We start from the raw sequence: 14,896 nt of genomic DNA on the forward strand, positions 1-14,896 counted from the left end.
GGGATGATTATCTGTAATTTTTTATTTAATGGGAAACTGTGCCGATCAGTTTTTATTATGATTTTATAAGCGCATAAATATAGTTTATTAAATAGCGTTAACTCTATGAATATGGAACTAACAACATCAGGGCCTACGCTTAACCGCTACAGCTTAACGATCCCTTCATGCCCGTATGCACTGGATGTGTTGCGTTTTGAGGGACTGGAGCAGTTAAGCGTTCTCTACCATTATTCAGTCCGTTTCATCAGTAGTATTGAGTTTGAGTTATGAAGAGCGAATGACTCTGGAGTTTAATGATGAGTAAACGTAACGATATTATTGAACCTTCCGAGTGGACATTGGATCGTAAAACAGGGCTTGTTTATAGCGAAATATTGGGATGGATAGATATAGGCCATGCACAGGGAAGTGATATTAAAAACCTACTGTCAGATATAAAACGAGGTGAATCAAGTAGTGATGGTTATTATGAAGTCACCTATAGCCAAAAGATGTTTGTAAATCATCGCCAGTTTGGTACAGGAAAGTTTGTTAAGTGGCGTATCAAACAAGGTTTATCTGCATGTGAGAAAAATAGCGTTGCGTTAGCCATGATGATGACGACGGCACGCTTGTTTGAAAGTTTGCAATCTAATTGGTGTTTTAGTTGGTATACCGACAGTGGATTTAGCGGTGAGGATCTTACCTCCGATCTTTTAGGCTTCTACCGGGCAATCCTTCCTTCAGACTATCAGTCAAGACTGAGGCTTGTCAGTAAAGAGCAGGCCCTGAGTAGATGGGATTATTATGGGCCGATAGGCAATTATAAAAATAAAGGATTTTTACCATTACTGTTTCCAGCCCCCAAGGATAACTGTGCTGTCCATAAACCCTATAAGGGGCAGCTGCCTTCATTTATGACATGGGTGCAACCGTGGAGTGATTTCACTTCTGGTCGGGTAGATATTATCGCCGGGGATGGCGGTTATTATTCATTTTTGTCGAGGTGAATGGTAATGAGCTACTATAAAATAATACTGGTGATGATTGTTTTGATTTTCTTGTCACCGCTGTTAATACCCTGGCCAGATAAATTAGAATATCGGGAAAGCGATCTTTTTGACTACTATTTCTATACTGATGTTGATATCAAGCAGGCTCCAAGGATATCAAATGATTATTACTTTGAATATATTTCTCCTGATGGAAGTACACGGGAAACAAATCTTATTGTTTTTCGCGGTGGTGATGTAGGAATTGTTCGTAATTATCTAACAGGTCTTGGCTTTCACCTTTATGATTATAGTGATAATGGAAGAGAAGAACTTTGGATATCAAATGATAATCGTCGATTTACTTTTTCTATTGTTACTAACAAGAAAAAAGATTTGGTCAGTTTAATAAAAACAATGCGTTGAAGGTAGGTTTTGTTCTGGAAGTGACTCTTTATAATATTACAGGGGGTAAATATATGGGAATGAGTGAATCACTTGACGGTGGGATGTCATTTATATCTGAAAATACGCTGAATCGCTATCAATTGTATATCCCTTCATGTAAATCGATACTGGATGTTATTAACTTTAATGGTACAGAGGAAATGAGTTCGCTGTATCGATACGTAGTACACTTTTCCAGCCAGGATAAAGATATTGCGGCCGAATCGATACTTAGAAAATCAACGACATTGACTATGGGAATGGGGAAGTTAAGTGAGTTAACTGCCCGTAAAATGGTACATGGTATTGTGACATCTTTCCATCGTATCAGTGGTTCAAAAGACCAGGCAATTTATCAGATAATCATTGAACCCTTTGTCGCGTTGCTGAAAAACCAATTTCGTACACACCGTTTTTTTATTAATATGTCAGTTCCGGAAGTTGTTACTCAAATTTTACAAGAGCATGGTTTAAAAGACTGGGAATATAATTTTGATTTAGTAATGGAATATCCCAAAAGAGAGCAAATTAATCAGTATCAGGAGAGTGATCTGGTTTTTATTGAACGCCTGCTCTCTGAAGTTGGGATTTTCTTCTTCTTTAGGCTTCAGACTGATGCTGGCACTGAGGTGATCTATTTTGCTGACAAACAAAGCGCATGGGAGTTTGGCAAAACATTACCGCTGAATAGTCCCTCCGGAATGAATGACAATGGCATCGACTCAGTCTGGGATATTCAGTTCCAACAGTCTGCGGTGCAGGCATCGGTTACTGCCGGGGATTATAACCATCGCCAGGCTCAGAAAATATTATTTTCTGCACAAACTGATATGACTTACGGTGAAGGTGACGAGGTGACTTACGGGGATGTTTACCACTATCGCCCACGCCATCTTGAAACGGGTGATAAGGTTTCGCCGGCGCCTGAGACAGGGAATTTTTGGGCGCGTCTGGAACATGAGCGTTATCTCTCCTCACAAGCGACAATCTCTGGATTATCAACCGATGTAAGCCTCAGCCCGGCTCAGGTCCTGAATATTACGGAATCCACTCCTGTCCCAACGCTTCCTGTCAGTGTGCGTAACAGCTTGCTGGTTACGGCGGTTTCATTCAGCGCAAGCCGAAAGGAAGCGCTACAAGTGGTGTTGATGGCGACCATTTACAGTGAAACGCGCTGTTGGAGACCTCCACTCAAATCGCGCCCAGTGATTAGCGGCACACTAATGGCACGTGTTTCAAGCCCGAAAAAGAATGATGAATATGCTCATTTAAATCAGAGCGGGCTTTATTGGGTTAAGTTTGATGCGGATCGCGATGATAAACAACAGGGCTACGAAAGTATGCCGGTACGCCTTGCCAAACCCTACGGCGGCGACACTTATGGTATTCACTTCCCGCTGATACAGGGCACAGAAGTGGCGGTGGCGTTCCATGAAGGGGACCCGGACCGGCCCTATATCGCGCATGCGCTGCATGACTCCCGGCATCCGGACCACGTGACACAGGCAAACCATACCCGCAACGTCATCCGCACGCCCGCGAACAACAAGCTGCGCATGGAGGACAAACGGGGTGAGGAGCACGTCAAGCTCAGCACCGAGTACGGCGGGAAGACGCAGCTTAATCTGGGGCATAACGTGGATGCGGGACGTGCGCTGCGGGGAGAGGGGGCCGAGCTGCGCACAGACGACTGGGTGGCGGTACGCGGAGGTAAAGGGGTTTTTATCACTTCGGACAGGCAGAGTGATGCTTCGGACAGGATGCTGGAGATGAAAAATGCTGCCGCGCAAATGGTTCAGGCGCTGTCTGTGAGTGATGTCCTTGCGAATGCTGCCGATATCGCACAGGCCTGGCCGGCAGATTCAGATACAGCAAAGGCACTGAATACAGCGTTAAACAATCTTACTCAGCCAGGGATTGTGCTCAATGCACCGGAGCACATAAGCATCAGTAGTCCGAAGTCGGTGCGTCTGTCGTCCGGCAGTGAAAGCGTGGGGCTGGTCGCGGGTGGTAATACAGATATCAGCGTGATGAAGAAATTTACTGCCGTGGCGGGGGAAGCCATCAGTCTGCTGGCCCTGAAGCTGGGTATACGGTTATTTGCCGCAAAGGGGAAGGTTGAAATCCAGGCCCAGGATGACGGGATAGATGCCGTGGCAAAAAAGGACATTACCGTCACAAGCGTGGAGGGCAAAGTGGTGGTGACGGCAGCCGACGAGCTGGTGCTGAACTGCGGAGGAGCCTATATCAAACTCAGCGGCGGAAATGTGGAGATAGGCTGTCCGAAAAATATTCTGCTCAAATCTATCAGCGTGCAGAAATTAATGGCTGCTGATTATGACCTGCCAAAACCAGAGTTACCGAAAGGATTTAATGATTTCTTTATCGCCAAAGATGAGGATTCCGGAGAGATTATGCCTTTCGTACCTTATCGAATTAAAACAGGAGAGGGAAACGTATATGAGGGGGTAACGGATGCCGAAGGTAAAACCATTACCGTATATACCGCACAGCCTGAATCTTTAGATATCGAATTACTTTGATTTTTTAATTTTAAACAGGGAGGTATTTATGGCAACAGGTGAAGAGAAAACTAAAACGTCTGCGCAAGGCTCAGGAAAAGTTGTTAAAGGTAAATACGAACCGGAAATTTATCTCCACCCTGGTAGCGCGACAGTACTTTGTGTTGATGCAACTGCTGAAAAAACAATTAAGGAGGAGCATTACTTTTTATCAGGGTTACTGGAAAAACAGCTGCAGGCAAAGAAAGATCTTGATGAAGCCAATTATGCGGCAATTTTACAGGCTGATACCGTACCAGAAAGACAGCTTCAGAGTAAGGTAACAGAAGCATACGCCGCACTCAATAAAGCCAATAAAGCATTTCGCCAGGAATTAATGACTCTCACGGCCAATGTCCCTGAAGGGGAACTTTTGGATGAAAAAATGAAGGAGAGTGCTATTGGCATTATGGAGTTAATTCCCCTTAATAAAAACTCTGTCACTGGATTCAAAAAAACTTATATTCGTTCTGAAAAGATCAAAGAAGATTGGCGTAGATATAAGCTTAGCAATGTTGACAAAAAAACAGGCGAAGCCAGCTTTATTAAGTACCATGACAAAAACATTTCCGTGCAAGATGAAAATGGTAAAACTGTTAATAAAACTGTACGTCAGGCGAAAATAGACCCCCAGGAGCTAAAAAAACAGCTGAAAGAAGCCTCTGTTAAGTTCAAGTTTGATATTTGTGAAGATAGCAACATTATTGTCAGCGATTGGGCAAAAGAGATGAATAAATCGCTGTCCTGGCCGAAGGGGGGGAATGCTGATGAGTCCGTCTATCATCAGTATGTTGATATTAGCGCTCAGGCCCAGCTCATGCGATTTAGCCATGGCGCAGGGATATCCGCGGAATTTAATCCACTAAAGGGTAAGGTTGAAGGGAAATTAGAGGGGCACGCCAGTTTTGCGTTAGGTGAAGCGAAAGCAGAAAGCACTTTATATGTTCCGGACAGGCTAGGCATCAGTCTGCTGTTTCCGGCAAAAGCCGATACCCCGCAAACGCCAGGCGGTATCTGTAATATGGGGGCGCTGCGTTTTGCCCTGAAAATGGTGTTGTCCGGCAGTGTCGGAGCCAGTGTGGCAGTTGAGGTTGGCGCAACGCTCGACTGGAGCGGTGAAATGGGCAAAGGTTACGGAATTAAAGGCCGTCCAGCGGAGCTTCCTCCCCCGCCGCTACCGGGCAAACGAACGATTAATTTACATACTCCGGAAACACCTGAAGCACAGGGCGGAGGAGAAATTGGCGCTTTTGTGGGTGCCCAGTTCGGGGGCAATATCAGCGGTGCCATAGAATGGTTCGATCCGCATCCTGACGACACGCCTCCCGCTAACGTCGGGAAGACGGACGATAAAACCATCGTCACTAAAGAACGGAAATTTGCGGCAATTGCGAAGCTGGAAATGGGGGTATCGCTACAGGCGGGTGCCGGGGGAAGTGCGGTTTTCTATGTCACCTACATCCAGGGGCGTTTTCGTATTTTTTGTAAAGCGGCATTTTGCTGGGGGGCCGGTGCAAAGGGGAGTCTGGGGTTTGAGGTTGATGGCGGCTGCTATTTAGCCTTTATGAAAAGTTTTATGTATATGCTACGCAACGTTGATTATCAAAAGTTAGCCGACATGATGGAATTAGATGCCTTTCAGGCATTGTGCGCCATCCCCTTAATTATGGCGGCCCGCGGCGTTCAGGCGGCGGTCGCTATGGCGGATCAGGCAATGGATATCATTACCCAATTAGGAGATGATCTAACCGAGGAAAATAACCGGGTTAAGCTGATGGAGAGTGTGCTGAATAACCCGGATCAGTTTAAATACTCGCCACCGGAAACCAAAGGCGCGCTGATTGCGCAGTTAATGGATATCAATTGGGCGGACCCTCTCGACCCGCGAAACCAAAACAATAACCCGCTCACGTTTAACTCCTGGAAATTAGGGCCAATGAAACGCCGTAAGCAGGCCATCTTCCTGGCGTTGAAATGGGTGCAGAGTAAAGCGGATTACGACAATGTTATGCAGCATATTACTGAAAGTCCTGGAAAGGGAAAAGGTGACCGTAATAAAAATGAACAAGCAGTGATTACATTCCTCTCTGATGGTGAGAATGATTCTATATTTTTTACCCATTACGGTAAGAAGCTACCTGAGTTATATAACAATCTTCCGGAGAGGGTTTCACCAGAGGAACCGTTCAAGCCTATTCCCGATAAATTAATGGATCAGTATTTAGCGTTGATTGACCAGCAACAGACATATGACCCCATGAGTGATGATGGACAGACCAGAACGGTTTAATTAAGGATATCATAATGAATAAGCAATACTGCGCCGCGCTATTAGTAACAATAGCATTTTGTAATGGCTGTGATAACAGCACCAGTACGGAAAGCCAGCAGCTCACGCAGGCGCTGGTGAAGCGCTCGCTGGATAATATGGTCCCGGTCACGGGCGGTGAGTTTTTAATGGGGGACTTCGGTCCGCTGATTTGGGAAAAACTGCCCTTCAGCATGAACCAGGATGATAAATACCTGCATAAGGTCAGGCTGAGTGACTTTATGATTGGCAAATATAAGGTCACGCATAAAGATTATAATGAGTATATAAAAATCACCCATAGCAAAAAGCTTACGTATGTATTTGGTGGAAAATTACTGGCGGATGACGTTCCCGTCAGTGTCCCCTGGCAGATGGCCAAAGACTACTGCCTGTGGCTGGGTAAAATGTCGGGTAAACGGGTGGATTTACCCACTGAAGCGCAGTGGGAATACGCGGCCCGCTCCCGGGGACAGTATTTGCCCTATGCCACCAGTAACGGAAAAATAGAGCGCGGAGTCAATGTTCCCACCTTTGATGAAAGAGCAAAAATGAACGATGTAGGGATATCGATTTACCCGGTCGGGAAATATCCCCCCAATCCACTGGGATTGTATGACATGGGACTAAGTGGTCTGGAGTGGGCTAATGACTGGTATGCGGCGGACTACTATGCGCACTCGCCGGTTGATAACCCGCAGGGACCGGAGAGCGGCGACAGGAAGGTACAAAGGGGCTATCCGGGAGGGGATTATCAGTATGCCCTGACCATGTTTCGTGAGTCAGACTTCCCTTCTCCACTTTTGAATGGGCGTAAGGCAGAAGATTATAGATTTTCTCCTAAATATGTTTTTCGCTGCGTGGTGAATAACGGATGACGGCGCATATTCTGAAACTTCTTACCCCGGGAATATTTTTGCTGGCGCTGACCGGCTGTGATAACAGCACCAGTACGGAAAGCCAGCAGCTCACGCAGGCGCTGGTGAAGCGCTCGCTGGATAATATGGTCCCGGTCACGGGCGGTGAGTTTTTAATGGGGGACTTCGGCCCGCTGATTTGGGAAAAACTGCCCTTCAGCTCGAACCAGGATGATAAATACCTGCATAAGGTCAGGCTGAGTGACTTTATGATTGGCAAATATAAGGTCACGCATAAAGATTATAATGAGTATATTAAAATCACCCAAGGCAAAAAGCTTACTTATATTTTTGATGGGAAGTTACTGGCGGATGACGTTCCCGTCAGCGTCCCATGGCAGATGGCCAAAGACTACTGCCTGTGGCTGGGTAAAATGTCGGGTAAACGGGTGGATTTGCCCACTGAAGCGCAGTGGGAATACGCGGCCCGCTCCCGGGGACAGTATTTGCCCTATGCCACCAGTAACGGAAAAATAGAGCGCGGAGTCAACGTTCCCACCTTTGATGAAAGAGCAAAAATGAATGGTGTAGGGATATCGATTTACCCGGTCGGGAAATATCCCCCCAATCCACTGGGATTGTATGACATGGGACTAAGCGGTGATGAATGGGCTAATGACTGGTATGCGGCGGACTACTATGCACACTCGCCGGTTGATAACCCGCAGGGACCGGGGACCGGCGACAGGAAGGTTATGAGGGGATATTCAGGAGGAGATTATCAGTATGCCCTGACCATGTTTCGCAAGTCGAACCTCCCTTCCCCACTTTTTGACGGGCATAAAGCAGAAGATGACCAATTTCCTCCCAATTTTGGCTTTCGCTGTGTGGTGAATAACGGATGACGGCGCATATTCTGAAATTTCTTACTCTGGGAATATTTTTGCTGGCGCTGACTGGTTGTGATAGCAGCACCAGTACGGAAAGCCAGCAGCTCACGCAGGCGCTGGTGAAGCGCTCGCTGGATAATATGGTCCCGGTCACGGGCGGTGAGTTTTTAATGGGGGACTTCGGTCCGCTGATTTGGGAAAAACTGCCCTTCAGCTCGAACCAGGATGATAAATACCTGCATAAGGTCAGGCTGAGTGACTTTATGATTGGAAAATATAAGGTCACGCATAAAGATTATAATGAGTGTATTAAAATCACCCATCGAAAAAACTCGTTTATATTTATTAAGTGAAGGCTGTACTTTGAAGAAGAAAGTGACTGGATTTTTTTTTAATATTTTTATTAATTGTCGATTTGTTTCCTTTTATACTGGAGTGAAATATGTCAAAAGGTTTTGTTTTGCTTGGTGATAAAACGACTCATGGTGGAAGTGTAATATCTGCATCTTCAACCATGTTTGTTCAAGGGAAAAAAGTAGTTCTTCTGGGGGATATGGTCAGTTGCCCGATACCATTCCATGGCATTAATCCTATTATTGAAGGTTCGCCAGAATGGTTTTCTGATGGTAAGCCGATAGTTGTCGATGGATGCCACAGTTTGTGTGGATGTCAGGTTATTTCAAGTGCGCCAGAAGCATCAATAGGATGAAATCATGGGCTGGGAACGCCATAGAATTATCATGCCCGTAGCTCCTGAACCTCTTTCTCTCTGGCGATGGACACTGGCTGGTATATTATCAGTAATAATAAGTATCTTACTTTTTGTATTGCATGCAACAGAACATCTATTTTTTATTAATGATGTCAACATCTGGCTGGTTTCGCTCTTTCCAGCGTTCCTGTGGTTAATAATTGCTAGTGTTAGAGCATATTTATATGGGCGAGCGCTTGAATATTATGAATTTTTGCAAAAAGAAATATTGATTTCTCAGCGTGAATGGCAGTCCTGGGGACAGCGCTCTATTGTCGTGATGAATAGCTGCATATTGTTACCAGAGAAAATTACCGTTTCGTTTATTGCAGGTAATCCCACAAATATTGAGAATAAATGTGGTTTAGCTCATCGTATTGACTATTTGCCTAATGTCAAAAATCAAGACAATGCAGTGACTGTTTTGCTGAACAGTATTGCTGAATCTCTGAGTATATTACCGATAGCCATTCCTTTGCATGTAACACTCATCACCGATGGTTCAACGGAAGAACGGCATTTACTGCAAAATAACTTTAATAGCATCTGGCAGATGACTTTCCCTGGCAGGCCACAACCTTCCTCTGTACGAGTAGAAATGGAGTTTCCTTTTTATCGACTGGAAACGAACCTGAAAAATGCAGAAGTCAGGAGCGATCTTGTTCTGGTTTTACAATTTAACGGGAATCAGAATTATTCTGATGGAATGGCAGTCTTTCTTTTAACCAGTGATGACGTAGCGCGTATTTATGGGTTCAACGGTAAGTGCCATTTTCTACGTCCAATGCCTCTGGATAAAGCGTGTTTACCTCAAGATTTAACCACTTTTTTTACTACTCAGGTAAGCGCGATAAATACCAAAAACATTGTGTCTGATGGTCAGTTAATTGATTTGTTGAGTGCGCAACTCTATCCAATTGGTCACAATCATGGCGCTCATTGGCAGGTTGAAAACAAAATTATTCTTGAAAGATTTATGGGGATCCCCGGTCCATTTTCCGGTTGGCTATGCGCTGGCGTGGCGGCTGATATGTCAAAGCATAACTTAGAGTCATATTTAGTCGTTTCTGTTCAGGAAGAACAATCATATATCTGCACCGTTTTACCCTGGAGTAATAATGAATACGACAAGCCATCTGTGGCGTAGGGGAAGTCTGCTTGTTTTAATTGTGGCATTTTTAGCGGGGCTGACATGGCTGATTAGGAGCTATGGTGATCTCCTGGGGGCTGATTCACTTACGAAAAAAGTCATCTTAGGTATATTGACGGTAATTTTGATTATTGTTGTTCGCTGGTATCCACTTATCAACATTTATGCCAAGGAGCACCTTTTTCGGGTAAAAGAAGAAAACGATAGAGTTTTTCCAGACAAAGAATCCCGAATAGAGGAACCGCCCTCCGGGAATATGCTGATAGGGGAAATTCGTGATGTACTCAAGGTATATTACAGTTATCGCTGGCGCGCCAAAACGCGTCTCCTGCTGGTGATGGGGGATGCCTCCCAGGTTGATCAATTAGTACCTAAACTCACCTCTCAACGCTGGGTTGAAGGGGATGGCGTGGTGTTAATCTGGGGAGGTACGCTCACTGAAGCGCCAGATGCCTCGTTGTTTGATGCGATACGCAAGCTGCATCGGCGTCCGCTGGATGGGATTGTATGGGTAACCCCCACTTTTCAGCACCAGGATACACTGGTTCAATCGGCACCTGTTGTCTCTTTAACCGCAGAACAAATAGATAATGCCGCCCGCCATTTTCAGGCTGTTTTTACCACGCTCCGCTGGCGAGTACCGTTATACCTTTGGTCGCTGTATGGCGCTCAATTCGTCCGGGATGACGTAACCTTGCACTCTGCGACATGTTTGTTCCCTGCAGGATGCACCACGGCTTTATGTCGTTCGCAGTTGACCTCGCTGGCAATGCAGATGGCGGAGCAGGGTACGCAGCAGGTTACGCGCAATATCCGTGATAACTTCTTACTGAAAATGGCTAATTTGCTGATGCCTGGCGCAGAAGCTATCAGCGAATCGTTGTCCACTTTTTTCAGCCCGCATCGGCCTCTGCCGCTGGCGGCGGTAATCCTGAGCCAGTATGCGGAAAATACTTCATCGCACGTCGCGCATGCCTGGATGCGTGATGAGCGCTGGCGTGCGCTGCTTGATTCACTCCCTGCGTTACCTGCTGAACTTAAGGCACAGCGTACAGGCCGTTCAGGGATGCGCGTGCTGGCAGTCGGTACAGCCGGTTTGATGCTGCTATGGGGAGCGGGAATGGTGGTGTCTTTCCTGGCGAATCGCAATCTGATTGGCGAAAGTCTGTACCAGGCGAGCCTGGCAGGCGGTGCGGATAAACCGCTCGCCGAGCGTCTTACGGCGCTGTCTGCTCTGCAGCAAACGCCAGGCATGCTTCGCTGGCGTCAGCAGAATGGGACGCCGTGGTACTACCGTTTCGGCTTAAGCCAAAATGATGCTCTGCTGGATGCGCTATGGCCGCGCTATACGCGTATCGCTATTCCGCTCCTGCGTGATGAAGCCGCCCAACATCTTACCCAGGAATTAACGGCGTTAACCCGACTGGCTCCAGACAGCCCGCAGTTTGCCGCCCAGGCAAAGATCGCCTACAACCAGTTGAAAATGTATCTGATGCTTTCCCGGCCTGAACAGATGGAGGCGTCATTTTTTAGTCAGGCGTTGATGCAAGACTGGCCGGAGCGAGCGGGTATTTCGCGCGCATCATGGCAGGGCGTTGGCCCTGTGCTCTGGCAATTCTGGGGAGAGAACCTTCAGGCGCATCCTGAATGGAAGATAGCAGCCGATAAAAATCTTATTAGCCAGGTGCGAACGCTGTTAATTCGTCAGATGGGGATCCGCAATGGCGAAGCCGCCCTGTATCAGAAAATCATTGAACAGGTAACGCCGCATTACACCGCTCTTCGTCTGGAAGACATGACCGGCGATACCCGGGCAGAGCACGTATTTTATACCCACAGTTCGGTTGCTGGCGTGTATACCCACAAAGCCTGGGAAGAGGAGGTTTTGCCCGCCATTGAGAAAATCGTCAACAACCGCCGGGAAGAAATGGATCAGGTGCTGGGAGATGATACGCATTCTGCAAGCGACCCTCTCTCTCCACAGGCCTTAAAGGTGCGTCTTAGCGAGCGTTACTTCACGGATTTTGCCGACAACTGGCTGGATTTTCTCAACAGTATTCGCTGGAAGCGCACCCAGACGCTAAGTGATGCTATCGATCAACTCACGTTGATTGCAGATATCCGTCAGTCTCCTCTGGTTGCGTTAATGAATACGCTCGCCGTTCAGGGACGCACAGGGTTAACCGGAGAAGCGCTGTCGGACTCACTGGTGAAGTCGGCAAAGGATCTATTTAACACCAAAGAAAATCAAACCATTGACCAACATGCGCGGGAAGAAGGCCCTATGGCGAGTACCTTCTCGCCAATCCTGGCATTGATGGATGAACAATCGGCTGGGCAGGATATCAGTCATCTGAGTCTGCAAACCTACCTGACCCGGGTAACGCAGGTCAGGCTGAAACTCCAGCAGATTACTAACGCTGCCGATCCGCAAGGCATGAGCCAGGCCCTGGCGCAAACGGTGTTTCAGGGTAAAACCGTCGATCTCACCACCACGCGTGACTATGGCAATCTGGTGGCTGCCAGTCTGGGGCAAGCATGGAGTGGATTTGGTCAAACGATGTTTGTACAGCCGCTGGAGCAGTCATGGCAGCAGGTGTTGCAACCAACCGCGGCGGGCCTGAATGCGCAATGGAAGGCGCTGATTGTGAATGACTGGAACAGCGCATTCGGCGGACGTTATCCGTTTCGCGATGTTGGCAGTGAGGCTTCTCTGCCGCTGCTGGCGCAATATCTACGAAGCGATAATGGGCGAATCCCGCATTTTCTCGAAAGTCATTTAAGCGGTGTGCTGCATAAACAGGGAAGTCACTGGGTTGCCGACACGGTGAATGCTCAGGGGCTGGAGTTTAATCCGGCGTTCATTGAGGCAATGGATCAGCTCAGTCAAATTGCGGATGTCGCATTTATTCGTGGGGAAGCTGGGATGCGTTTTGAATTGCGTCCTGGAACGGCGCGCGACGTGATGCAGACTGACCTCGTGCTGGATGGACAGAAACTCACCTACGTTAATCAGATGCCAGCGTGGAAAAATGTTGTCTGGCCTGCTGATACTCAGGCTTCAGGGGCAACCCTAAGCTGGGTGAGCACCAATACGGGAACCCGAATCTACTCAGATAACCCCGGTACCTGGGGGTGGATCCGACTGCTTGAGAAAGCGGAGATAACCGATAACGCTGGTGTGAGTAGCGGTTTTAACCTGCGCTGGACTGCGCAGGATGGATTGCCGCTGAACTATACCCTGCGAACGGAAGCCGGTGAAGGTCCTCTTGTATTACTCAAACTCCGCGATTTTGAACTACCAGAAGCAATTTTTGTTGTAAGCGGCAATATTTCCTCAGAGGAAGAAGAATGAGTGCCCTGAAACGTCTACTGGCCGCCAGCACGGCTTCGCCAGATGAACAACAGCAACTAATGGAACAGGCGCAAACGCAGACTACGCTATGGAAAAACTGGCTATTGCCCATTTCAGCAGCCAACCCCGGTGGTGAAGATCCTGGCTATGACGATGATTTTCAGCGCATGCGAGAGGAGGTGAATAAACTTTCTGGCGCACAAACGGATCTCATCATTGAGCTTGCGGAAAAACTTCTGATCACCACCTGTAAGGATGTCCGTGTTGTCACTTACTACACATGGGCACGTTTGTATCAGGATGGTGAGCCCGGCCTGGCGGATGGTCTGATTTTGCTGGCTGGCCTGATGCAACAATATGGCGATTCTCTCCATCCCTTAAGAGCCAACAGCCATAAAGCTGCTCTTGAATGGCTGGCAGGCGGGCGGATGCTGGATAGTCTGGCGCGTTTTCCCGAAGTTTCACGACCTGACGCGCAACGGATCGCCGGTGCGCTGATGCTGCTGGAGCAGCAGTTTGGCCAGCGAGAGGAGAGTATTCGTCCTGGGCTTGGGGCGCTGTATAGCGCGCTGGAGAACCGTCTGGCCCAATCTGGCGGGGCTCAGGCATTGGTGCCGCAAAATATCAGTACCCAAGCCAGTAGGCACAGCGCAGAAACTCCTGTCCTTAAAAGTATTGCCTCTGGCCGTGAGCTGCTGGAGCAGGCGCGGGTGTTGGCGAAATACTTAAGCGATCAGCCGGATGGTTGGCTGGCGGCGCATCATTTGATGAAAAGCGTGCGGCTCGATACGGTCAGCCAGCTTCCACCGCCAGATGGCGCCGGACGTACGCGCCTGGTACCGCCCAAGAGTGATTATCGCGCGCAGCTCAAACGTCTGTATTTGCAGCAAAGTTGGACTGAACTGATTGAGTTAACGGACAGCTTATTTGTTGAGGGAGTGAATCATTTCTGGCTGGACGTGCAGTGGTACCTTCATCAGGCATTAACAAGAGCGGGATCGCCATGGGATAAAAATGCCGGGATTATTATCAGCGATCTGAAAATGCTGCTGCATCGGATGCCGGGGCTGGAAACGCTGGCGTTTAACGATGGGACTCCCTTTGCAGATGATGTCACGCGTGAGTGGATAGCCCGTGACGTGCTACAGGAAAGTGACTGGCAGATGGAAAAAATCGCTGCGGCTAGTGCAGGAGCGGACGACGATATTCTGCTACTTGAAAGCGAAGCTTTGACGTTAGCGGATAGCGAAGGCGTTGAAGCCGCGCTCGCCTGGGTTCAGGCACGACCAGGTATTGTTTCACGTCGACAGCGTTGGTTACGCCAGCTGTTGATGGCCCGTCTGACAGAACAATGTGGGCGCAACGATCTCGCGCTGCATTTGCTTGGGGAATTGAATACTACAGCACACTCTCTCACTCTCAAACAATGGGAGCCTGAACTGCTGTTTGAAGTTAAAGCGCGACGGCTGAAACTTTTGCGATTAAAAGCCAACCGCAGTGAAAGTGACAAAGCGCGTCTGGCACCAGAGATGGACTCACTGTTGTCCGGTTTGGTCGCCATTGATCCCGCCAGAGCCGCCGTTTTGTGCGGTTAAAACAAAAT

The 14,896-nt window shown here is 47.9% G+C and carries 10 protein-coding genes and 1 pseudogene; all 11 read left to right on the forward strand.

Annotation, left to right across the window (positions count from 1 at the left end):
* The first annotated feature begins 299 nt into the window (after positions 1-299).
* The 11 genes and pseudogenes from BZK40_RS03035 (at position 300) to tssA (ending at position 14,888) form a co-directional block, all read left to right on the forward strand.
* Positions 300-992, forward strand: coding sequence for a hypothetical protein (locus BZK40_RS03035; RefSeq protein WP_079934136.1), 693 nt, complete (start codon positions 300-302; stop codon positions 990-992).
* A 6-nt stretch (positions 993-998) separates the two neighbouring features.
* Positions 999-1,400 (forward strand): hypothetical protein, encoded by a 402-nt coding sequence (locus tag BZK40_RS03040; RefSeq protein ID WP_079934137.1) that lies wholly within the window; start codon positions 999-1,001, stop codon positions 1,398-1,400.
* Between the two features lie 53 nt (positions 1,401-1,453).
* On the forward strand, positions 1,454-3,964 hold the full coding sequence (locus tag BZK40_RS03045) for a type VI secretion system Vgr family protein (protein ID WP_079934138.1): 2,511 nt from the start codon (positions 1,454-1,456) through the stop codon (positions 3,962-3,964).
* A gap of 28 nt (positions 3,965-3,992) precedes the next feature.
* A complete protein-coding gene (locus tag BZK40_RS24750; RefSeq protein ID WP_253193174.1) occupies positions 3,993-6,272 on the forward strand; it encodes a hypothetical protein in 2,280 nt (759 codons plus the stop codon).
* 14 nt (positions 6,273-6,286) lie between these two features.
* A complete protein-coding gene (locus tag BZK40_RS03055) occupies positions 6,287-7,168 on the forward strand; it encodes a formylglycine-generating enzyme family protein (protein WP_079934139.1) in 882 nt (293 codons plus the stop codon).
* Positions 7,165-8,052: a formylglycine-generating enzyme family protein gene (locus BZK40_RS03060; protein WP_079934140.1), complete on the forward strand. Its 888-nt coding sequence runs from the start codon at positions 7,165-7,167 to the stop codon at positions 8,050-8,052. The genes BZK40_RS03055 and BZK40_RS03060 overlap by 4 nt, the downstream gene beginning before the upstream one ends.
* A pseudogene (locus BZK40_RS03065) lies at positions 8,049-8,369 on the forward strand (SUMF1/EgtB/PvdO family nonheme iron enzyme); the annotation flags it as partial. The gene BZK40_RS03060 and the pseudogene BZK40_RS03065, both read left to right, overlap by 4 nt.
* Before the next feature lie 110 nt (positions 8,370-8,479).
* Positions 8,480-8,746: a PAAR domain-containing protein gene (locus BZK40_RS03070; RefSeq protein WP_079934142.1), complete on the forward strand. Its 267-nt coding sequence runs from the start codon at positions 8,480-8,482 to the stop codon at positions 8,744-8,746.
* Between the two features lie 4 nt (positions 8,747-8,750).
* Positions 8,751-9,935: a KPHS_23130 family T6SS system protein gene (locus tag BZK40_RS03075; RefSeq protein ID WP_139762109.1), complete on the forward strand. Its 1,185-nt coding sequence runs from the start codon at positions 8,751-8,753 to the stop codon at positions 9,933-9,935.
* Entirely contained in the window at positions 9,907-13,293 is a 3,387-nt protein-coding gene (locus tag BZK40_RS03080; protein ID WP_079934144.1) for an ImcF-related family protein, read from the forward strand. The genes BZK40_RS03075 and BZK40_RS03080 overlap by 29 nt, the downstream gene beginning before the upstream one ends.
* Positions 13,290-14,888, forward strand: coding sequence for a type VI secretion system protein TssA (tssA, locus tag BZK40_RS03085; protein WP_079934145.1), 1,599 nt, complete (start codon positions 13,290-13,292; stop codon positions 14,886-14,888). Before BZK40_RS03080 ends, tssA begins: the two co-directional genes overlap by 4 nt.
* Positions 14,889-14,896 lie beyond the last annotated feature (8 nt).

The organism is Citrobacter portucalensis (assembly GCF_002042885.1).
In the GTDB taxonomy this organism is placed as follows: domain Bacteria; phylum Pseudomonadota; class Gammaproteobacteria; order Enterobacterales; family Enterobacteriaceae; genus Citrobacter; species Citrobacter portucalensis.

What these genes read in the sequence shown, in the direction of transcription:
- BZK40_RS03035 (WP_079934136.1), top strand. Translation starts at nt 300, where the DNA reads ATGAGTAAACGTAACGATATTATTGAACCTTCCGAGTGGACATTGGAT.
- BZK40_RS03055 (WP_079934139.1), top strand. Translation starts at nt 6,287, where the DNA reads ATGAATAAGCAATACTGCGCCGCGCTATTAGTAACAATAGCATTTTGT.
- BZK40_RS24750 (WP_253193174.1), top strand. Translation starts at nt 3,993, where the DNA reads ATGGCAACAGGTGAAGAGAAAACTAAAACGTCTGCGCAAGGCTCAGGA.
- BZK40_RS03045 (WP_079934138.1), top strand. Translation starts at nt 1,454, where the DNA reads ATGGGAATGAGTGAATCACTTGACGGTGGGATGTCATTTATATCTGAA.
- BZK40_RS03075 (WP_139762109.1), top strand. Translation starts at nt 8,751, where the DNA reads ATGGGCTGGGAACGCCATAGAATTATCATGCCCGTAGCTCCTGAACCT.
- BZK40_RS03080 (WP_079934144.1), top strand. Translation starts at nt 9,907, where the DNA reads ATGAATACGACAAGCCATCTGTGGCGTAGGGGAAGTCTGCTTGTTTTA.
- BZK40_RS03060 (WP_079934140.1), top strand. Translation starts at nt 7,165, where the DNA reads ATGACGGCGCATATTCTGAAACTTCTTACCCCGGGAATATTTTTGCTG.
- BZK40_RS03070 (WP_079934142.1), top strand. Translation starts at nt 8,480, where the DNA reads ATGTCAAAAGGTTTTGTTTTGCTTGGTGATAAAACGACTCATGGTGGA.
- tssA (WP_079934145.1), top strand. Translation starts at nt 13,290, where the DNA reads ATGAGTGCCCTGAAACGTCTACTGGCCGCCAGCACGGCTTCGCCAGAT.
- BZK40_RS03040 (WP_079934137.1), top strand. Translation starts at nt 999, where the DNA reads ATGAGCTACTATAAAATAATACTGGTGATGATTGTTTTGATTTTCTTG.